Origin of the sequence: Spirillospora sp. NPDC048911 (genome assembly GCF_043198015.1) — a bacterium.
Lineage (GTDB): Bacteria > Actinomycetota > Actinomycetes > Streptosporangiales > Streptosporangiaceae > Spirillospora.
This window is the reverse complement of the sequence record NZ_JBICUD010000001.1, coordinates 1,279,225-1,299,055: the sequence shown is the minus strand read 5'-3', so window position 1 is coordinate 1,299,055 and position 19,831 is coordinate 1,279,225. Positions and strand designations below refer to the sequence as shown.

General features: G+C 69.4%; 17 protein-coding genes. 6 read left to right on the top strand and 11 right to left on the bottom strand.

What is annotated here, in order from left to right; genetic code table 11:
* Nucleotides 1-2: 2 nt before the first annotated feature.
* From ACGFNU_RS05950 to ACGFNU_RS05940, 3 genes are all read right to left on the bottom strand, one after another.
* The gene (locus ACGFNU_RS05950) at nt 3-1,241 is read right to left on the bottom strand and encodes an ABC transporter permease (RefSeq protein WP_392590567.1); all 1,239 of its coding nucleotides are present in this window, start codon (nt 1,239-1,241) and stop codon (nt 3-5) included.
* Entirely contained in the window at nt 1,238-1,921 is a 684-nt protein-coding gene (locus ACGFNU_RS05945; protein ID WP_392591014.1) for an ABC transporter ATP-binding protein, read from the bottom strand. The genes ACGFNU_RS05950 and ACGFNU_RS05945 overlap by 4 nt, the downstream gene beginning before the upstream one ends.
* A gap of 602 nt (nt 1,922-2,523) precedes the next feature.
* Nucleotides 2,524-3,753: an efflux RND transporter periplasmic adaptor subunit gene (locus ACGFNU_RS05940; protein WP_392590565.1), complete on the bottom strand. Its 1,230-nt coding sequence runs from the start codon at nt 3,751-3,753 to the stop codon at nt 2,524-2,526.
* Nucleotides 3,754-3,898: 145 nt separating this feature from the next.
* On the opposite strand from ACGFNU_RS05940, the gene ACGFNU_RS05935 reads away from it, so the two are divergent.
* From ACGFNU_RS05935 to ACGFNU_RS05920, 4 genes are all read left to right on the top strand, one after another.
* Nucleotides 3,899-4,657, top strand: coding sequence for a DUF427 domain-containing protein (locus ACGFNU_RS05935; RefSeq protein ID WP_392590563.1), 759 nt, complete (start codon nt 3,899-3,901; stop codon nt 4,655-4,657).
* A 214-nt stretch (nt 4,658-4,871) separates the two neighbouring features.
* Nucleotides 4,872-5,942, top strand: a complete 1,071-nt coding sequence (locus ACGFNU_RS05930) for a ferredoxin reductase (protein WP_392590561.1) — start codon at nt 4,872-4,874, stop codon at nt 5,940-5,942.
* A gap of 17 nt (nt 5,943-5,959) precedes the next feature.
* Nucleotides 5,960-7,105: a fatty acid desaturase family protein gene (locus ACGFNU_RS05925; RefSeq protein WP_392590559.1), complete on the top strand. Its 1,146-nt coding sequence runs from the start codon at nt 5,960-5,962 to the stop codon at nt 7,103-7,105.
* Nucleotides 7,106-7,296: 191 nt separating this feature from the next.
* Nucleotides 7,297-8,439 (top strand): BTAD domain-containing putative transcriptional regulator, encoded by a 1,143-nt coding sequence (locus ACGFNU_RS05920; RefSeq protein WP_392590557.1) that lies wholly within the window; start codon nt 7,297-7,299, stop codon nt 8,437-8,439.
* Nucleotides 8,440-8,995: 556 nt separating this feature from the next.
* On the opposite strand, the gene ACGFNU_RS05915 is transcribed toward ACGFNU_RS05920, so the two are convergent.
* Complete coding sequence (locus tag ACGFNU_RS05915; protein WP_392590556.1) at nt 8,996-9,889, bottom strand: M23 family metallopeptidase; 894 nt, start codon at nt 9,887-9,889, stop codon at nt 8,996-8,998.
* Nucleotides 9,890-10,367: 478 nt separating this feature from the next.
* Between ACGFNU_RS05915 and ACGFNU_RS05910 the strand changes: the two genes are divergently transcribed.
* Nucleotides 10,368-11,465: a hypothetical protein gene (locus ACGFNU_RS05910; RefSeq protein WP_392590554.1), complete on the top strand. Its 1,098-nt coding sequence runs from the start codon at nt 10,368-10,370 to the stop codon at nt 11,463-11,465.
* Between the two features lie 186 nt (nt 11,466-11,651).
* Nucleotides 11,652-12,530: a BTAD domain-containing putative transcriptional regulator gene (locus tag ACGFNU_RS05905; RefSeq protein ID WP_392590552.1), complete on the top strand. Its 879-nt coding sequence runs from the start codon at nt 11,652-11,654 to the stop codon at nt 12,528-12,530.
* Between the two features lie 413 nt (nt 12,531-12,943).
* Here the strand turns inward: ACGFNU_RS05905 and ACGFNU_RS05900 are convergent, their stop codons facing one another.
* The 7 genes from ACGFNU_RS05900 to ACGFNU_RS05870 form a co-directional block, all read right to left on the bottom strand.
* Nucleotides 12,944-13,813 carry a stage 0 sporulation family protein gene (locus tag ACGFNU_RS05900; RefSeq protein WP_392591012.1) on the bottom strand — a complete coding sequence of 290 codons (870 nt, stop codon included), beginning with the start codon at nt 13,811-13,813 and terminating at the stop codon, nt 12,944-12,946.
* A 92-nt stretch (nt 13,814-13,905) separates the two neighbouring features.
* On the bottom strand, nt 13,906-14,955 hold the full coding sequence (locus ACGFNU_RS05895; protein WP_392590550.1) for a hypothetical protein: 1,050 nt from the start codon (nt 14,953-14,955) through the stop codon (nt 13,906-13,908).
* Between the two features lie 109 nt (nt 14,956-15,064).
* The gene (locus tag ACGFNU_RS05890) at nt 15,065-15,925 is read right to left on the bottom strand and encodes a fructosamine kinase family protein (protein WP_392590549.1); all 861 of its coding nucleotides are present in this window, start codon (nt 15,923-15,925) and stop codon (nt 15,065-15,067) included.
* A gap of 6 nt (nt 15,926-15,931) precedes the next feature.
* Nucleotides 15,932-16,405, bottom strand: a complete 474-nt coding sequence (locus ACGFNU_RS05885) for a low molecular weight protein-tyrosine-phosphatase (protein ID WP_392590548.1) — start codon at nt 16,403-16,405, stop codon at nt 15,932-15,934.
* A 25-nt stretch (nt 16,406-16,430) separates the two neighbouring features.
* Entirely contained in the window at nt 16,431-17,024 is a 594-nt protein-coding gene (locus ACGFNU_RS05880; protein ID WP_392590546.1) for a permease-like cell division protein FtsX, read from the bottom strand.
* Nucleotides 17,021-17,584 carry a SigE family RNA polymerase sigma factor gene (locus ACGFNU_RS05875; RefSeq protein WP_392590544.1) on the bottom strand — a complete coding sequence of 188 codons (564 nt, stop codon included), beginning with the start codon at nt 17,582-17,584 and terminating at the stop codon, nt 17,021-17,023. The genes ACGFNU_RS05880 and ACGFNU_RS05875 overlap by 4 nt, the downstream gene beginning before the upstream one ends.
* A gap of 144 nt (nt 17,585-17,728) precedes the next feature.
* Entirely contained in the window at nt 17,729-19,453 is a 1,725-nt protein-coding gene (locus tag ACGFNU_RS05870) for a S8 family serine peptidase (RefSeq protein ID WP_392590542.1), read from the bottom strand.
* Between the last annotated feature and the right edge of the window lie 378 nt (nt 19,454-19,831).

The following is a 19,831-nucleotide window of genomic DNA, read 5'->3' as shown; positions in this document are numbered from 1 at the left end:
GGTCACTCATGACGGAGCGCCTCGATGGGGCGCAGGTTGGCGGCCCGGCTGGCGGGCATGCTGCCGAAGAAGAGGCCGATGGCGACCGACACCCCGAGGGCGAGCACGATCGACGAGGGGACGATCACCGGCTTGACCCCGACGATGGTGAAGCGGCTGCCGACGACTCCGGCGACGACGCCGAGCACGCCGCCCAGCAGGCTCAGCACGGTCGCCTCGGCGATGAACTGGCCGAGGATCGCGCCCCGGGGCGCACCGATGGCCTTGCGGATGCCGATCTCCCGCGTCCGTTCGGTGACGGTGACCAGCATGATGTTGGTGATGCCGATGCCGCCCACCAGGAGGCTGATCGCGGCGACCGCGCCGAGCAGGACGGTGAACGTCTTGTTGGACTCGCTGACGGCGGACTGGATGCTGGCCTGGTTGGTGACCTGAAAGTCGGCGGCCCCGGTGATGTCGTGCCGCTGGTTGAGGATGTCGGTGACCTCGGCCTGCGCGGTATTCACGACATCGGAGTTCCGGGCCTCCACGACGATCTGGTCGAGCCCGCCGTAACCCGTCAACGTCTCCCGGACGGCGGCGATCGGGGCGATCACGACGCTGTCGGCGTTCATGAAGCTGGACGACGAGGAGCCGCTCTCCTTCAGCACACCGACCACCGTGAACTGGATGCCGGAGACGGTCATCTTCTGGCCGAGCGGGTCGGTGCGGCCGAAGAGCTCCTCGGCCACCGTGCTGCCGATCACCGCCACCTTGCCGTCACCGCCGGTGAACGCGCCGCCTCGTTCGACGGTCTTGTTCGCCGCGGAGAAGTACGTCGGAGTCGTGCCGACGAACTGGCCGATCGTCGAACTGGAGCCCGCGTACGTCGCGGAGACGGACGAGGTGTTGACGACCGGCGACGCGCTCTTCACCGACGGGGCGTTCACCTTGTCGACCAGCGCGGCGGCGTCCGCCATGGTCAGGTCGCGTGCCTGTGTCCGCGGCCCGCTGGACGTCGCAGGCCCTCCGAAACCACCACGGAAGCCGCCGTTGCCGGTCGTGGACGTGGTGATGGTGAGCGAGTTCGCGCCAAGACGCTGGATGCTCTTCTTGATGGCCTCGGACGAGCCGTTGCCGACCGCGACCAGCAGGATCACCGCGCCGACCCCGATCAGGATGCCCAGCGTCGTCAGGCCGCTGCGCATCTTGTTGGCGCCCAGACCGCGGAGCGCGAACCGCAGAATCTCCAGCAGACTCATCGGGCGCCTTCCTTGACCCAGGCCAGCCGGGGCGGCGGCGCGGCGACACCGGTCACCCGCCGGTCCTCGACGATCCGGCCGTCGACGAGGCGGATCACGCGCTTGGCGTGGGCCGCCACCTCGTTCTCGTGGGTGATCACGACGATGGTGCGGCCGGCCATGCTCAGCCGGTCGAAGATGGCCAGCACCTCGGCCGTGGACGTGCTGTCCAGCGCGCCCGTCGGCTCGTCCGCCAGCAACATGGTCGGCGCCGTGACCAGGGCCCTGGCGACGGCGACCCGCTGCTGCTGCCCGCCGGACAGTTCGTTCGGCTCATGCCCGACCCGGTCCTCCAGCCCGACCTCGGCCAACGCGGCCAGGGCTCGTCGGCGCCGATCGTCCTTCTTGACGCCGCCGTACGCGAGCGGCAGCTCCACGTTCGCCTGCGCCGTCATCCGCGGGATCAGGTTGAACGACTGGAAGATGAAGCCGAGCTTGCGGTTGCGCAGGATCGCGAGCCGCCGCTCGTCCAGCCCGCCGACGTCAAGGCCGTCCAGCAGGTAGCGGCCGCCACTGGGCACGTCGAGGCAGCCGATGATGTTCATCAACGTGGACTTGCCCGAGCCCGACGCCCCCATGATCGCGACATAGTCACCACGCTCAACGGTCAGCGAGACGCCGCGCAGCGCGTGCACGGCCATGTCACCGTCCCCGTACACCTTGGTGACGTCCCGGATATCGAGAACAGGCGGCGCCGCAGGGGGCGACGACGCGGCCGCGGCCTCGGACGAAGACCCAGGCACGGGTAGTGATCCCGGCGCGGGAGATGAAACGGGCCCGGACGCGGACGAAGGCCCCGACGCAGGCAACGCTGCGGGCGCAGACCCGAACGGATGCCCAGCCGCGGGCCCAGGCGTGAGCCTGAACGCCGGGCTGGACGCGGGCCCCGGCGTGGGCAACAGCGCGGGCGCAGGGTCGAACGGATACCCGGGCGTGGGTCCAGACGTCGGCCCGGGCTCAGGTCTGGACGCGGGCTTGGACGGGGGGTCTGACTCGGGCCCCGGCACGGGAGATGACGCGGACACAGGCCCGGACGCAGGGCCGGGGCCGGACGCGGGTTCGGACGGGGGTGATGGTGTGGGAGATGGCGAGGACGGAGGTCCCAGTGGAGGCACGATGGGAAACCCGGGTGGGGGCAGCGGTCCAGGCTGGTGTGGGTGCGGAGGCGGGGAACCGGGGGACGGAGGCAGCCCGGACGGGGACGCGGACCTGGGCGAGAGTGGGGAGCCGGGGGCGGGCGCGTTCATCGGCGGGCTCCGCCGCCGGGCATGCCGCCACCGCCGCCCGGCATCCCGCCGCCTCCGGGGAATCCGCCGCCGCCCATCCCGGGCACGCGGCCGTTCGTCGTGGTCGAGCCCGTGCTGCTGGAGGTGACGACCACCTGGTCGCCCTCGGCCAACCCAGACTTGATCACGGTGCCCTGGTCGCCCTTGATGCCGACCTCGACGGTCTTGACGACCTGCTTGCCGTTCTCGAGCACGGTGACGGTGCTCTGCCCGCCCGCGGTCCGGACCGCCGCGGTCGGGACGTAGAGGACGTTCTCGGCGCTGCCCGTGGTGATCTCGACGGTGGCCGTCTGGCCGATCCGCACGCCCGAGGGCACGTCGGTGAGGCCGATCGTGACGGGATACGTGACCACGTTGTTCGAGGTGGTCGGCGAGATCGCGATCTTCTTGATCTCGCCCGTCGCGGTCTTGCCGGTCAGCGCGTCGAACGTGATCGTCGCCTCCTGGCCGACTTTGAGCTTGGTGGTGTCGGCCTCGGTGAAGTCGCCCTCGATCTCCAGCGACTTCGTGTTCACGAGCTCGACGAAGCCCGAGCCCGTGGACGAGGACCCCGACGAGGACGAACTGGACGTGCCGTTCCCGCTCGTTCCGGTGCCGCTCGCGCCTGAGCCGGACGAGCCACCGCTCCCCGACGATGAGGAGGACGAGCCGCCGCCCGCCGAGTCGCCGACGTTCCCGTTCACCTCGGTGACGGTCCCGGTGAACGGCGCCTTGATCACGGTGCCGTCGAGCGTCTGCTGCGCCGAACGGTAGGCGTTCTTGGCCTGGACGTAGCTGGAGTACACCTGCGCATAGGACGGGGAAGATGACGACGTTTCATTCAGCTTCTCCGTGGCCGCAGTCAGGGTCAGCTGGGCGGCCCTGAGACTGTCGAGTGCCGCAGTCTGATCCAGACGCGCCAACGACTCGTTCTTGGCGACCTTCTCCCCCGCCTTGACGTAGATCTTCGCCACGGTGCCCGACGCCCCGAAGCTCATTGAACGCGTCTGCGCGCTCGCCACCGAGCCCGACGCCGACACAGTCGATTCGACCGTTCCGCGCGCCACCTGGGTGATGCGCTGCTGGCCCTGCTGCGCGGCGGCCCCGTCATCGGCCAAGGACAGATAAGCGGCACCCACGCCACCGGCCAGCAGCACGCCGAGCGTGCCGTTGACCAGCAGGGTCCTGCGCTTGAACGGCGATTTCATGCCGGAAGGCTCGTGGCCCCACCTTGCTGAATTCTGATCTCAATCTGAGATTTCGATGAGATCCGGTCCGAAGCAAGCCAGCTCGCACATCGGAAGACGAGCCCGTCCAGAGAAATAGGCGTCGCTGAGGGGCTGTTGCCCGGACATGGGCACACAACAGGAGTCGGCCAAGACCCGCGTGCGGATCGAGCAGAGCGCCAAGAGGGTTCGCGCATACCTCGGCGGCCAAGTGGTCGTGGACACGATCCACCCCACACTCGTCTGGGAAATCCCCTACTACCCGGCCTACTACGTTCCGCTGTCCGACGTACGCGCGGAACTCGCGGAAGACGGAGCCGGCAAGCGTTCGCCCAGCCGCGGCGACTCGACCACCTACACGGTGAAGGTGGACGGTCAGGAGGCGCCCGGGGCGGCGCTGCGGTACGTGGACTCCCCGATCGAGGAGCTCCGCGACCTCGTACGGCTCGAGTGGGACGCGATGGACGCCTGGTTCGAAGAGGACGAGGAGGTGTTCGTCCATCCCCGCAGCCCGTACAGCCGGATCGACATCCTGCCCAGCTCGCGGCACGTCCGCATCGAGGTGGACGGCGTGACGGTGGCGGAGTCGAGCCACGCGCGACTGCTGTTCGAGACCGGGCTGCCGGTTCGCTACTACCTGCCGAAAACCCATGTACGGACGGACCTGCTCGTACGTAGCGAGACCACGACTGCCTGCCCCTACAAGGGCACCGCCGAATACTGGTCCGTCCGCGCGGGCGACAACGTCCGCAAGGATCTCGCCTGGTCGTACCCCACGCCGCTCCCCGAGAGCGAACGGGTCGCCGGGCTGGTCTGCTTCTACGACGAGAAGGTCGACGTCTTCGTCGACGGCGTCAGGCAGGAGTGTCCGAAGACGAAGCTCTGACGGCGCCGCGTCAGGCCCACACGCTCGCTCGTGCGCTCAGGGAAGCCACAACTTGGCGATCGGATTTATCAGCGGGCATTACACCATCCGATGTCACATCTTGGGATGGTGTGATGCCCGTCCCTTTTGCCCGGGATCTCTTGCCCTGACGCTTAAGGCTACGCGACCGTAGGTTACGCAAGCGTAAGTTAGCGAGCCCCGGGGGAGGCCCCTTTTGATCGCGACCCCGCTGCGCCGGCTGGGCGACGCCGCCCGCTGGCTCACCACTCCGCTGCTGCCCGAGGACTACCTGGCACTCGTCAATCCGCTCTGGTCGACCGCCGAGTTGCGGGGCCGGATCGAGGCGATCCGGCACGAGGCCCCCGGCGCCGCGACCATCGTGATCCGGCCGGGACGCGACTGGCCCGGGCACCGGCCCGGGCAGTGGGTGAAGATCGGCGTCGACATCGACGGCGTCCGTCATTGGCGCACGTTCTCGCTGTCATCGCCGCCCCGCGAAGACGGGCTCCTCACCGTCACCGTCAAGGCCACACCTGACGGCACCGTCTCGCGGCATCTCGTGCACGACGTCCATCCGCGAACGATCGTCCGCCTGGCCCCGGCCGAGGGCGACTTCGTCCTCCCCGAGCAGCTCCCCGACCGCATGCTCTTCTTCACGGCCGGCAGCGGCATCACCCCTGTCATGGCCATGCTGCGGGCCCTGGCCGCAAGCCCGGGAGACGGGCGAATGGATCTTGTGCTCGTGCATTCGGCTCGGACGGCTGAGGAGGTCATCTTCGGGGACGAACTGCGGGCGTTGGCGCGTCGCGTTCCTGGACTGCGGTTGTACGAGCGGCATACCGCGGCGGAGGGGCGCTTCAAGCCGGCCGAGCTCGCCGAGATCTGTCCTGACTGGACGGAACGCGAAACGTGGGCCTGCGGGCCCGGCGGCCTGCTGGACGAGATCGACGAGCACTGGCGGGCGGCGGGCGCCGAGGAGCGGCTCCGGATGGAACGTTTCCGGCCCGTGCTCGCGGTCGCCGACGGTGAGGGCGGCCGGGTGACCTTCTCCAGAAGCGGAATCGAGGTGGACGCCGACGGCGCCACCCCGCTGCTGCAAGCGGGCGAGGACGCGGGCGCGCTGCTGCCGAGCGGATGCCGGATGGGCATCTGTTACAGCTGCGTCGGGCGCCTGTGCTCCGGCAAGGTCCGCGACCTGCGTACCGGCGAGGTGCACGGCGAAGAGGGCCACCTCGTCCAGACCTGTGTGTCGGCGGCCGCCGGCCCCGTCGAGATCGAACTCTGACCACCGAAGGAGGCGTCATGACCGTCACAACGACCGCCAACGGGCATCCGTCGGCGACCGCGCCACCGGCCGCGGTCCGGCCCGAGAGCACGGCGCATCTGTCCCCCGAGGACTACGAGACCATCGCGCGCGAGCTGGACGCCATCCGCGACGAGATCAGCGCGGACCTGGGCGAAAGCGACTCCGCGTACATCCACCGGATCATCCGGCTGCAGCGCGGGCTGGAGATCGGCGGCCGGGCGCTGCTGTTCGCCTCCGCGCTGCCGCCCGCCTGGCTCGCCGGGACCGCGACCCTCACGGTCGCCAAGATCCTGGAGAACATGGAGATCGGGCACAACGTCATGCACGGCCAGTGGGACTGGATGCGCGACCCGAAGATCCACTCGACGACGTGGGAGTGGGACAACGTCTCGCCCGCCGAGCAGTGGAAGCACTCCCACAACTTCATCCACCACACGTTCACCAACGTCCTCGGCAAGGACAACGACGTCGGCTACGGCATCCTGCGCGTCACGCCAGAGCAGGAGTGGCACTGGGCCAACATTCCGCAGCCGATCTACACCGCGCTGCTGGCGATGTTCTTCGAGTACGGGGTGGCGCTGCACGACCTGGAGCTCGACAAGATCCGGGAGGGCACGAACGACCCGGAGGAGACCAAGGAGAAGCTGCGGGCGATCGGCCGTAAGATCCGCCGCCAGTGGACCAAGGACTACCTCGCGTTCCCGCTGCTCACCGGCCCGCAGTTCCTGTCCACGCTGGCCGCCAACTTCACCGCCAACGTCGCCCGCAACGTGTGGGCCCACACGATCATCTTCTGCGGCCACTTTCCCGGCGACGTCGAGGTGTTCGAGGAGGAGATGATGGAGGGCGAGACGAGGGGCGAGTGGTACGTCCGGCAGCTCCTCGGCTCCGCCAACATCTCCGGCGGGCGGCTCTTCCATCTCATGACCGGCAACCTCAGCCACCAGATCGAACACCATCTCTTTCCCGACCTGCCCAGCAACCGCTACGCCGAGATCGCGCCGCGCATCCGCGAGCTGTGCGAGAGGTACGACCTCCCGTACCACACCGGCCCGCTGCGGAAGCAGATCACCAGCACCTGGAGCAAGATCGCCCGCTTCGCCTTCCCCGGCGGCGGCCGACCGGCCGACGGCCAGACGTAGGCGGCGCGACGAGCTCCGGCGGCGTGGAGTGCACGAATACCGTTCTGAACGACTTTGAACCGATATCGCTCCCAACAAGTGAACGTTTGCGCCCCTCGCGGGTCTAACTCACAGCGGGTGTTCACGAGCCGGCCCCGGATCTGGGTGCCGGCCCGCCGGCCAGGCGGCACAACCGACCCGCCACGGGAGAGGTGACGGAACGGGTGGAGTTTCGAATCTTGGGACCGCTGCGGGCATGCACCGCGGAAGGGCCGGTTCGGATCGGGGGGCTCAGGCGGCGACTGGTGCTGGCGTCACTGCTCCTGGAGTCCGATCGCGTGGTCTCCACGGACCGTCTCGTCGAGGCCGTGTGGGAGGACGAACCTCCGGCCTCCGCGCGCACGCGGATCGCCGTCACGGTGGCGGGTTTGCGCCGCGTGCTGGGCGACGCGAGTGTCATCGGGGACGCGCCGTCCGGCTACCGGCTGCGGGTCGAGTCGGTGCGGATCGACGCGCGTACGGCCCGGGAACGGGTGACCGAGGCACGCGCGGCGGCCATGGAAGGCCGGCCCGACGAGGCGGTCCTGCTCTACCGGGCGGCGCTGGCGCTGTGGCGGGGGCCGGTCCTCACCGGATTGGATCGTTCCATCATCTCGGCCGCGGCCCGCGTGTGGGACGAACTGCGGCTGACCGCGCACGAGGAGGCGGCCGAGATCGACCTGGCCCGCGGCCGTCATCTCAGGCTGACCGAGAGGCTCATGCCGTTGGTGGCCGAACAGCCCCGTCGTGAACGGCTTCGGGCGCTGCTGATGCTCTCGCTGGTACGGAGCGGACGGCAGAACGAGGCCCTGGCCGCCTACCGGGAGGGCGTCCGCGCGTCCGCCGGAGCGCTCGGCCGCGAACTGCAGGACCTCCACGATGCGATTCTGCGCGACGATCCGGCCCTTCACGCCCGTCCCGTCCACGCCCTGACACCCATCACCCTCACTACACCGCCCGACCCAACGGTGAGCCCCTCCAGAAAGATCAAGCTCGGATCCAGGTTGAAGCACCCCGCGAGCCACACCACAGCGGTCAACCGGGCCAACTCGACCAACCCGATTAACGCAGCCAACCCCACAAATCCGACAACCTTGGGCGCACCACTCAACCTTGCCGTCTCAGCAAGGCCAGACACCCTGGCTAACCCAGCCACCGTGGTGAACCCAGCCACCGTGGTGAACCCGGCCGCCATGGTGAACCCGGCCGCCTTGCCCGACCCAGCCAACTTCGCCGGCTCCGCAGCCGCGCTGACCCTGCGGATCCTGCCAGTCCGACAGCCCAGCCAGCCCGACTGCACCAACCACCCCAGCTAGCCCGCGGTTAACCCGGTCAGCTCAGACCAGCGGCCACGGCGAGCGCTTCCGCTCGCGGTCCGACTGCCCAGGCCCTGCTCGTCCACGGCAGCGCACCCTCCGCCAGCCTCTCCCGGACGAAACTTGCCGCCCGGCCAACCCTGCCAGCTCCGACAGCCCGGTCAACCGGTCAGCACGGGTGGCCCGGCCGATTCGAGCGGCATGGGCTGCCGGAAGACATGGGGCAGTCGGGGGGACGAGAGCGGCACGGGCGCGCCGGGTGGCCAACTGGGCCTGACCGGCTCCACTGCGTAGGCCGCAGCGAGCCTTTTCGAGATGGCTCCCCGCGGGCGGCCCGTCCGCAGACGTCGCGTTCACCGATGTGAGACACGCAAGCGGCGCGCGGACCTGGGTTTGGTCCGCGCGCCGCTCGTCGCCCCGATCTCCCCGTTCGGCAACAGGGTGCGCCGCCCGCCGGCCACCTGGACGCGGACGGCGCACTCTCTGCCGCTGAATCGCTCACGCGGCCTGATCGGGAGCGTGGGGGCCGAGTGGCGATTCAGGTCATGCGGTTCGTTCAGCAGAAGGGGATGGTCTTGCCGGCGGAGTCCTTGGGACGCGCGCCGCCCTTGCCCAGGTACGCCGCCGAGGCCCAGCCGGACTTGTTGCCCGAGTCAAGCTCGGTGTAGAGCCAGTACTTGCTCGTCCCCCTGTAGCTGAAGGACCGGCCGGCGGCCGCGCAGAAGACGTAGCTCCTGCCCTTGTTCAGCTTGCCGACCGACTTCGTGCTCGACGGCGAGGCGTAGGAGGTGGCAGCGGCCTTCGTCGTGACGTAGTACTTCTTGGGCGCGCACTTGTTGGCGCTCTTGACGTTGTTCCACTCCTTCCCCTTGCCCGTGTACGTCTTGCCGTTGAAGGAGGCCGCGACCCGCTCGGCGCCCGCGTAACCCCAGGTGACGCTGCCGTTGTTGTTCTTGTCGTAGCCCTGCTCGTAGTGCAGGTGGGGGTGCTTGTTCGCGGTCGGGCCGGTCTTGCCCACGGCACCGATCTTGGTGCCCGCGCCGATCCAGGTGCCCTTGCTGACCGACCGGTACTTCATGTGCAGGTAGGTCGAGTAGTGCCGGCCGGAGTGCCGGATCTGGACGACGTTGCCGGCGTTTCTGTGCACGAACGAGGCGACCACGGTGCCGGACGCCGGGGCCAGCAGCGCCGCGCCCTCGGTGCCGTGCTGGTTGGGCTCCTTGACCATGTCCAGGGCGGGCGAGTGCGCCCAGGAGTTGAGCTGCCACTTCTGCCCGCAGGCGAACGGCAGCCGGAACTTCGGCGCCGCCTGAGCCTCCGCCGGGGCCGTGGCCGAGGTGGGGGCCGCAGGCGTCTCGGCGTTGACCGAAAAGGCCGCGACCAGCCCGCCGCCGAGGGCGGCCGTGGCGACGCCGGCGACGAGCAGCCGATTCAGCTGAGGAATGCGCATGGAGCCTGTCCTTTGCTGTGGGGGTTCGGTTCGGGGGGATGAACGATCACTTGCGGCGGGAGAGCGGCTTGCCCTTCGCGCTCGTCGTCCGGTCACTGCCCTTGCCGAGGTACGCGGTGACCGATCCGTCGAGGCCGGGACGAGAATCTGTGACGGACGGGCGGCACGAAGGGGAGCTCCGCCCGTCCGGCGGTGATCACCGTAGGGAGGGGCGTTATCGATCTCTTTTGGTTCCGTTAAACGTTCGCTTAGCGCTCGTCTGATCTGGACGAATGTCCGGACTTGTGCAACCGCGACCCGTTCGTGGACGTGATGGTTGTGTGGCGGATGTGAACCAGAGATGCCACCGTTTCGTCAGAGAACCGGAAAACCAGCCCACGTTCCATTGGAGCGTCACGTGTCCACCCCAGCCCCACCACCCCCGCCGCCTACCCCTGAAGGCGCCGGTACCTGGGCCGATTTCACGGCCCGTCTGCGTGTGTTGTACGAGTGGTGCGAGACACCGAAGTACCGCACCCTGACCGGCAGGGTCACCGGACTGTCCCCGGCGGCCATCTCCAACCTCATCGGCCGCAATCCCCTGACGCGTCCACCGGAGACCGCCTCGCTGCGTTTCGTCGAGGCGTGCCTCAGATACAGAGGCCACCCGGATCCACAGACTGAGCTCGCCCGCTGGAAGGCGCAGTGGGACGCCCTGTCCGAACGCGAGGCGAACGCGGCGGGCTCACCGGCCCAAGGCCACCCGAACGCCGCAACCTCCCCAAGCCAGCCGAACACCTCGAACCAGCGTGACCCGTCGGCCCCGTCGGGCCATGCGGGCCAGCCGAACGTCTCGAAGCAGCCGGTCCAACCTGGCGTCTCGGGCCAGCCGGACGTCCCGGACCAGCCGGGCTCCCCGAGCCACCCGGACACCCAGGAAAAGCCGGGTCCTCCGGGCCGACCTGACGCGGCGGGCCCTCCGGCGCCCGACCTGCCCGAGCAAACGCAGCCGTCGCCGCTGCCGGTGGAGGTGCCCGACCCGACCGTCGAGACCGTTCCGTCGTTCTCCCAGAGCACCAAGGCAGAGCGGCGTACGACGGTTCCGCCGATGGGCTTGGCGGTGGTGGCGGCGCTGGTCACGCTGGCCGCCGTTGCCGTCGTCGTGGTCTTCGTCAACCGCGACGACACGTCCGGGACCCCGTCCGGCTCCTCCACGGACACGGGCGCCGGGCCGATGGGCAATACGAACGATCCCTCAGCGGAGATGTGCCAGCCCAGGACCGAGATCCACACCGACAAGCGGCAGAACAAGCTCTGGAGGAACGTCTTCCAGTGCTCCAACAAGGCCCAGTCGCCCCTCTACGAGCATCCCCGCTCGGGCACTCAGGTAGGAGTCTTGGACACCCAGCGCAGCTGGTTCGCCTGCTGGGCCCGGGGTGAGAAGCACGCCGGCGGCAGCGACATCTGGTACTACACGCAAGGCGACCGGATGTCCAACAAGGCCGAGCTCAAAGGCTGGGGCTTCATGCCCGCCTCGTGGATGCTCTCCGCCGAGCACCCCAATCCCGGTGTGAAACGTGAGTGCTCGTTCAGCTGAGCCGCTCTCACCTGCGTGAACGCTGTTCAGAACGATCCTTGATCGACCGGGGGCTAGTTTGCCGGACAGGCCAGGCTCGTCCGTGTTTGTCTACTGCCGTCCTGCCGGGGGCAGCGACGCGAAAGGCCGTTCAGGGGCGATCGGCCGTGCAAAGAAGGGAAGCCGGATCCGGTGGAATTCCAAATCTTGGGTCCATTGCAGGCCGTCGACGGGGGCCGGCAGATCACACTTCAGGGGCCGAGGCCTCGGCTCGTCCTGGCGGTGCTCCTCCTCGATCCCGGGCGGGTGGTTCCGGTGGAACGCCTCGTCGAGGCGATCTGGGACGGCGAACCACCGTCCTCGATGCGGACGCAGATCGCCATCGCGATCTCCAGCCTGCGGCGCGCGTTCCGCGAAGCCGGTCTCGACGACGTGATCGAGACCGTGACCCCTGGCTACCGCATCAAGGCCGACGCCGTACGGGTCGACGCGCGCATCGCCGAGGAGCGCGTGGCGGCGGCCCGTCACGCCGCAGATGGCGGACATGCGGAAGAGGCCATCGCCCTCTATCGGCAAGCACTGGCGCTCTGGCGTGGCCCGGTGCTCTCCGGACTCGACAGCTCACAACTCACGACGGGCGGCCTGCGCTGGGAGGAACTGCGGCTGACCGCCACCGAAGAGCTGGCCGAGCTCGAACTCGCCCGCGGCCATCACCATGAGGTGGCCGGGGAGCTGATGGCCCTGGTCGCAGAGAATCCTTTCCGCGAACGGCTCCGCGCCCTACTGATGACCGCCCTGGCGCGCTCCGGCCGCCAGGCCGAATCGCTGGCCGTCTACCAGGAGGGCCGCCGGATCCTCGCCGATGACCTGGGCTTGGAACCGGGCCGCACACTGCGGGAACTGCACGAGGCGATCCTCAAGGACGCTCCGTCAGTTCAGCAGCGACCAATGCCGCTTCGTGGCCCAGCATCCACTCCGAAGGTCGTACGAGCAGGACTGGCCGCGCCATGCCGCCATCGTTCGCGCCACGGCCGACGCCGCCCCGGTGGCCTCCGCCGCGCAGCCGTCCACCACTCCGCCCTCTGACCCGGCCAAACCCACCAAGCGCCATCCCAAGCACCCGCGCTCGGCCGTCCACGCTCGACGGCCCGCAGCGCTCGACGATCAGCGATCGAGGTCAGCGCTCACGCTCGGCCATCCACACGCGGCGCCTGGCCATCGGCGCGACAGCACACGACGCTCGGCCGCCGGCGCGCAGTGGTCGGCGCTCGGTGGTCGGCGCTCGGTGGTCGGGGCCTGGATTGCCGGGGCCGGGTGGTCAGGCTCGGCGGTCGGCAGTTGAGGTCAGCGCTCGACGGTCGGCCGTGGGCGCAATGGCGCGCGGCGCCCTGCCGTGGTGGCGCGCAGCGGTCGGCGACCGACGGTTGGGCTCGGCGGCGGGAGTTGGCATTAGGGGGCGGTGGCTGGTTCTAGGCCGTCTGCCGGTGCTAGCGCGGGGGTTACTCGGCTGGCTGTGGCGAGTCCTTGTCGCCGTTGGTGGCGGTTGTGTCTCCGCCTTCGTTGTAGTGGGCGTCGTGCTGCTGGCGCGGTGAGCAGACGGACGCTGACGGGCATGAGCAGCGGCCGCCGCTGGTGAGGCGGACGGTCACGCGGTCGGACGGGACGTTGCGGCCGACCACCTGGCCGGGGCCCTCCGGGGTCTCCACCCGTTCGCCGAGTTTCGGCATCCGTTCGTGCGCCTGGAGGTAGAGCGGGTGCTCGTACTTGAGGCAGCACATCAGGCGGCCGCAGGCGCCGGCGATGCGCAGCGGGTTGACCGGGAGGTCCTGCTCCTTGGCCATGCGGACCGAGACCGGCTCGAAGTCCTTGAGGAACGTCGCGCAGCACAGATCACGGCCGCACGGGCCGATGCCGCCCTGGAGCCGGGCCTCATCACGCGGGCCGACCTGGCGCAGCTCCACCCGGGCCTTGACGTTGCGCGCCAGGTCGCGGACCAGCGCACGGAAGTCGACGCGGTGCGGCGCGGAGAAGTAGACCTTGAACACGTTGTCGGCGTCGAGGTAGTCCACGCCGATGACCTTCATCGGGAGCTCGTGCTTGCGGATCAGCCGCTTGGCGATGCTGCGGCCCTCGGCCCTGCGGCGCCGGTTGGTCTCGTCGCGGGCGAGGTGCTCGTCGGCGGCCGGTCCCTCGCACAGCGGCAGACCGCCGATGTCGTCGCTGACCCATTGCGGCGCCCACACGCATTCGGCCACCTCGGGGCCCGAGTCGGTGGGGACGAGCACCTTGTCGCCCACCTTCGGCGAGTGCGCGCCGGGGTCAAGGTAGTAGAGGCGGCCGTAACGGGTGAAGCTGACGGCCATCACCATGCCCACGGTTCGCTCCGATCGCCCGGGTTCGTGCCACCAACCCTACGTCGTGCGCCACCCGGAGGGTTACCGGGCGGCGTCGGCCAAGAGAGTCACCAGGCGGCGTCGGCCAGGTCTCCGGCGGGGACGGCGGGGGCGCCCTGGACGTAGAGGCGGCCATCGCCGCCCCTGATCAGCAGGTGGCCGCCGGTGGCGTCGGAATCCAGGCCGGTGAGGTCGCCGGTGCCCGTGACCTGCTTCTCCCAGAGAACCTTGGTGGGCTGCCCGGTCTCCACGGAGTACGCCTGCAGGGCGATCTGCGACTGGTCGGTGACGCCCGCGACGACGGTCTGGCCATCCTGGCTGAGCACGGCCGTCTCGCTGCCCTTGGGCAGCCGGAGCACCGCCTTGCTGAGCCCGAGATCGCCTGCGGGGCCGGTCGTGTCGAGCGTGCGCACCTGGTGGCGGATCTCCACCATCTTGCCGTCGACCTTGCGGAGGGGGTTCCAGACGAAGGAGAGGGTGTCGCCCGCCCAGGACAGGCTGCTGAGGCGGGCGGCGGACTTGGTCGTCCAGGTCTTGCGCGCGCCGGTCTCGACCGAGATCACGTCGAGGCGGCTCCGGGTGCCGCGGTACGTCACGTAGGCGATCTTGTCGCCGTCCGCGGCCACCGCGAGGTCGGACCATGGCGTCGATGTTCCTGTGACGGCGACGCGCGGTATCTCGGCCAGCGCCTTGGGGTGACCGTTCTTCTCCAGGCTGAGCCGCTGGAAGGTCACTTTCTTGGCGGTCTTAGCTGCCGCGACGTACGATCCGTCGCCGCCAGAGGCGACTCGCTGGAAACGCTGGCCCTGCGGGGCCGCGACAGGGAGACCCACATCGTCGCCAGAACGGATGTCCCGCACGATGAGGGCAGTGCCGTTGCGGCGTACACCGACGACGTAGCGAGGGCCCTTGGTGTCGGCCTTGCCCACGGCCTTCGTCTTGGCGGACTTCGGCTTGGGCTCGTCCGAGTCCTGCCTGGAGTGGACGAGGTCCACCCCACCACCGACGACGAGAGCCACGCCGACGGCGGCGGCCACCGGAACGGCGGTACGCCACACACCGCGCAGCCCGGCCACCTTGCCGGACTTCTCGTGCCTGCTCTCACGGTCGTCGTTCATGGGGTTGCGCCGCACCCGCCTCTCGCGTTCCGCCCCCGGATTTCCGCCAGATCGTTTCTATCTCATCTATCTCATGACAAACAGCCATTCCGGGCTGTTCGCCCCCAGGTCACCCCAGGGCCGCGCGTGCCGCGTCGACGGCGGCCGCCCGGTACGAGCCGCCGAACAAGGCGACGTGGACGAGCAAGGGGTGCAACTGGTGCAGCGGCACCCGCTCACGCCATCCCGCCGCAAGCGGGGCGACCTCATCGTAGGCGGACAGGACGCGTGACATGTGCGGAGCGCCGAAGAGAGCCAGCATCGCGAGATCGGTTTCGCGATGCCCGCCGTGCGCCGCAGGGTCGATGAGCCATCCGCGACCACCCGACCACATGACGTTGCCGGACCACAAGTCGCCGTGGATCCGGCTGGGCGGTTCAGGCGGCCCGGCGAGGGTCTCGATCTCGGTGATGACGCGTTCGATCAGCGCCACGTCCGGCCCGCTGAGATGGCCGGCGGCACGGCTGAGGAACGGAACGAGCCGCCGCTCGGCGTACCAGCGCGGCCACGCCTCCCCGGCGTCCGCGCTCGTGAGCGAGTTGTCCAGCGGCAGGTCGGCGATGAAGCCGGGCCAGGACGCCCCGTATGACGACGGAGGCGAGGACGTGTGAAGGGCCGCCAACTCACGTCCGAACCGTTCGGCGGCGGCGGCCGTGACCGGCTCGGCGGCCAGCCACGGCAGGATCAGATGGTGCTCGTCGGCGGCCAGCACCCCGGCCACGGGCATGCCCGGACCTGCCTCGTCCAGCCAGCGCAGACCCGCCGCCTCGGCCGCGAACACCCCCGCCTGGTCGTGGGCGGCCTTGACGAAGACCTCGCGACCGTCGGCGAGGCGTACCTGATGCAACGTCCACGAATGGCTGGAGCCGCGATCGGCGACCTCCACGGCGGGGACGCCGAGGAGTTCGCCGACGCGCTCCGGGTCGAGCACAGGTGATCAGCGTTCCTTGAGCATGGCGCGGGCCTCGTCGAGGAGGCCCGGCACCGCCGCCTCGATCAGATCCCGGACGTGTTCGAAATCACTCCGGCCGCCGTAGTAGGGGTCGGGCACGTCGAGATCGTCCCCCGCCGCCGGGTCGAACTCCCGGAGCAGCCGGATCTTGTCGCGCGCCGCCGCGTCCGGGGCCATCGCGCGCAGCTCCCGCAGGTGCCCCTCGTCGAGCGCGATGATCAGGTCGTAGGTGGCGAACCAGGCGTCCTCGAACTGCCGCGCGGCGTGCGCCGACCGGTACCCCGCCCGCCGCAGCGCCTGCACCGTCCGGTGATCCGCGTCGTCACCGACATGCCAGCCGCCGGTGCCCGAGCTGTCCACCTCGACGTCCAGGCCCTCCTCCTCGACGTGGTGGCGGAAGATCGACTCGGCCATCGGCGAGCGGCAGATGTTGCCCGTGCAGACGAACGTGATGCGCACCAATCCCGGCCCTTCCTCCCAGCCCCTACTGAGACTCAGGATAAGGGGAGCGCCCCATTTCCTTCAGAGTGACGGCCTTGTCCACGCCCGGCATGCCCATCACGCGCGCGGTGACCTCCCGGAGGACTGACGCGGTACGAGCCGTCACCAGGAACGAGTCCGGGATGTCGCCCACTTTGACCGAACTGCCGTTCTTGAACTGGTCGACGAAGCGTTGCCGCGCCTCCCGCGGCGACTCGTACTTGATCATGTACACGCCCTCCGCCTTCAGTGCGCGGCGCACAGCGTCCTTCTCCTCGCGTGTGGCGCTCCGCTTGCGGCACGTGGGACTGCTCGATTTCTTCGCGCACAGGAACACTCGGATCTCATGCGTCGTGGGCGACTGGCTGAGCGGCCGTGCCCCCCGCGGGCTCTCGTCACCATCGTTGAGGACGGCGACTCCCCCGGCGGCGAGGGCGACCGAGGCTGCGGCCGCGGCGACGATGACCATGGGACGTGCGAAGAGCGACCTGCCGCGGCGCGCACCCGCGAGATCGAGAGCGGAGACGTCTTCGGGGCCGAGCGTGTCACCGACGCCCTTCAGCGCGCCGGCGAGCCTTTCTTCGGTGCTCGTGTTCATCTCTCCGTCTCCAGAATCCGGCCGAGCGCCGCGAGGGCCCGGGACGTGGTGGACTTGACCGTGCCGCGGCTGATGCCCATGGCCTCGGCGATCTCCGACTCGCTCAGCTCCGCGAAGTAGCGCAGCACCAGGGCCTCGCGCTGCCGCCCCGGAAGCCGGTGCAGCGCCGTCATGACCTCCGTCCGCTCCTCGCCGACCATGACCTGGGCCTCCGCGGACCAGACCGGCGGCAGATGCTCGCCATGGAACGGCCGCCGGCGCCGGCGCAGCGCCGAACGGCAGCCGTTGAGCACGGACGAGCGCACGTACGCCAGCGCCTTCGCCCGGTCCTGAACACCCGACCAGCGCCGGTAGAGCCCGAGAAAGGCCTCCTGCACGACGTCCTCGGCCGTGGCGCGATCGCCGACCATCATCAGGGCGAGACGCATGAGGCCGAGGGCGTGCCCGCGATAGAGCTCGGTGACCGCGGCGGTCGCCTCGTCCTCCCGTGCCTCGTCCCCCCGTGGCGCGTCCTCCCGGTGGGCTCGTGCCGCACGGGCTCGTTCGCCTGCGGGGTTCATCAACACCGCTTCAACTTCCATATCCCAGAGACGCCATCAAGCCTTTCGGGTTGCTTTCGTACCGAAAGTCGCTCCCGTGCAGACGGAACGTGGCCCCCGACCGCGCGGGTCGGGGGCCACGTAGGTGGGCACTAAAGGCCGTGATCAGCGCCTGACGGCGTTGAACGCGTCGACGATGCCGTTGCCGTAGAACCCGTTGTAGCTCTTCGAGCCCTCACAGGCGTGGGTGGCCACGACCTTCTGGAACGAGCCGTCCGCCTGCTTGACGTACCGGGTGTAGGTGTACGAACCGCCCGCCGGGCACGGGGTCTCGGTCGCGGTGCCGGTCAGGACCGAACGGACGATCGACGGGGCCAGGGTGAGCCCGCCGTTGACCCGGTCGCGCTTGCCGTACCTGCTGACGATCAGCGCCGCGACGCCCACCGCGTGCGGCGAGGCCATCGAGGTGCCCTGGATCGACTGGTAGTACGCGCAGACGCCGGCCTTGCAGCTGCGCACCACCCGCGGCGTGTTGGGCGTGCCGTCGGCGTTCAGCTCGCCCCGCTGGCGCGCGATCGACTCGGGGTAGGCGGCCCAGATTCCGGCCTTGTCGTCGAGCTTCTGGTCGGCGGTGTCGTACTTGTCGCCACCGGGCGCCGCGACGGCGATGTAGCCCTTGCCGTAGCTGGAGTAGTAGGCCTTGCGCTTGCTGATGCCCGTCGAGGAGATCGGGATGACGTGGTCGCCTTCACCGGGCATGGACAGGCAGCTCGCCGGGATCGTCCGCTCGTAGGGCTTCTCGCCGGGCACGGAGGCGAAGTCCGGGCTGGTGTCGTCGATGTTGGTCTTGGTGTAGTCGATCGCCTCGTTGCCCGCGGCGCCGATCAGGGTGACGCCGTGCCGGTACGCGAAGTTCAGCGCCCGGTTCGTCGCCTTGATGACCGTCTGCTGCTCGGCCTGGTCGGCCGCGGAGTCGGCGGGGTTGTTCGTGCAGTTGAACAGCCACGGGTCGATGTAGTAGCTCATGTTGACCACGTCGATGCCGTGCTTGCCCGCGTAGGTGAGCGCGTCCACCGAGGGCTGCAGGAAGAAGTAGCCGGAGTCCTGGCCCGCGCGCAGGTTGACGAGCGACACGTTGGGGGCGACGCCGGCCATGCCGAGGCCGTTGCGGGGCGAGGCGATCGTGGACGCGACGTGGGTGCCGTGCTCGTTCTCGTCCACGTCCGCCGGGTCGCTGCAGGACTGGTCCGGCTCGTCGGCGCAGGGACCGTCGATCTCCCCGCCGTTGGCGTCGGCCGGGATGTCGGTGGTGAAGTTGCGGCTCAGCGCCCGGTTGAAGTTGGGCTTGATGTCCGGGTGAGAGCCGTCGATGCCGGTGTCGATGACGCCGACGAGGACCCGCCGGTCACCGGGCTCGACCTTGTACGAGCCCTTGGCCGTGGCATGGATCTGCTTCATGTCCCACTGCAGGCCGGCGAGGGGCTCCTCGCCCTTCTTGCCGGCCTTGGCGGCCGTGGCGCCGGTGGTCTGGCCCCGGCCTTCCTTCTCCACGGCGAACTGCTTGGTGACCTTGGCGGCCTTGGGGGCCCGGCCGATCACGCGGTTGGCGGCCGCGCCGTCCAGGGCGCCCTGCTGCCGGGCCTGCGCCGCGAATCCGTTGTTCGTGGAGCGAACGGTCGCCACACCGACGTCGGTGTTCTCACGGACGATCGTGCCTCCGGCCGCCTTCACGGCGGCGCGGGCCTTACTGAGCGAGACGCCGTCCTTGTAGAGGACGACGTATTCGGAAGCCTGCCCGGAAGATTTGTTCGGCAAGGCCGAGGCGGGGGCCGCGAGCGCGGTCGTCGCGGTGACGACGGCGCAGGCGGTAGCGATCAAGGTACGCCGCAACGCACAACCTCCTGGCAAAAGATGGAGATAAGCCCGAAATGGGGGGCGAGCCAGGCGACGCTACGGCAGCGACCATTGAGGCTTGTGTACGAATTTGTAACGAAACGGGCAATTTCCCGTCAAGACACAACCCCCGTCCCATTTAACGATCTTGAACTCCACCGCCCCGCGACGTGCGCACCTCCTTCCACGACCGCGATAACAGCCGCGCCACCACTGGGCAGGACGGCACGCTGGGCAGAGCGGCGCTGAGAAGGACAGCACGCTGGTGTTCGTCAGGTCGCTGGCCGGACCAAGCCGAACAGCGGCTCGCCCTCCTACACCACGTCCCAGGTGGGGCAGGCGGGCGTGGCGCCACACGCTGGCCAAACAGCGACG

Bases quoted from the DNA above. Each gene is read 5' to 3' on its own strand.
- ACGFNU_RS05945 (WP_392591014.1), bottom strand. From the start codon at position 1,921: ATGGCCGTGCACGCGCTGCGCGGCGTCTCGCTGACCGTTGAGCGTGGT.
- ACGFNU_RS05880 (WP_392590546.1), bottom strand. From the start codon at position 17,024: ATGAACACGAGCACCGAAGAAAGGCTCGCCGGCGCGCTGAAGGGCGTC.
- ACGFNU_RS05940 (WP_392590565.1), bottom strand. From the start codon at position 3,753: ATGAAATCGCCGTTCAAGCGCAGGACCCTGCTGGTCAACGGCACGCTC.
- ACGFNU_RS05900 (WP_392591012.1), bottom strand. From the start codon at position 13,813: ATGGTGATGGCCGTCAGCTTCACCCGTTACGGCCGCCTCTACTACCTT.
- ACGFNU_RS05925 (WP_392590559.1), top strand. From the start codon at position 5,960: ATGACCGTCACAACGACCGCCAACGGGCATCCGTCGGCGACCGCGCCA.
- ACGFNU_RS05935 (WP_392590563.1), top strand. From the start codon at position 3,899: ATGGGCACACAACAGGAGTCGGCCAAGACCCGCGTGCGGATCGAGCAG.
- ACGFNU_RS05950 (WP_392590567.1), bottom strand. From the start codon at position 1,241: ATGAGTCTGCTGGAGATTCTGCGGTTCGCGCTCCGCGGTCTGGGCGCC.
- ACGFNU_RS05915 (WP_392590556.1), bottom strand. From the start codon at position 9,889: ATGCGCATTCCTCAGCTGAATCGGCTGCTCGTCGCCGGCGTCGCCACG.
- ACGFNU_RS05895 (WP_392590550.1), bottom strand. From the start codon at position 14,955: ATGAACGACGACCGTGAGAGCAGGCACGAGAAGTCCGGCAAGGTGGCC.
- ACGFNU_RS05875 (WP_392590544.1), bottom strand. From the start codon at position 17,584: ATGAACCCCGCAGGCGAACGAGCCCGTGCGGCACGAGCCCACCGGGAG.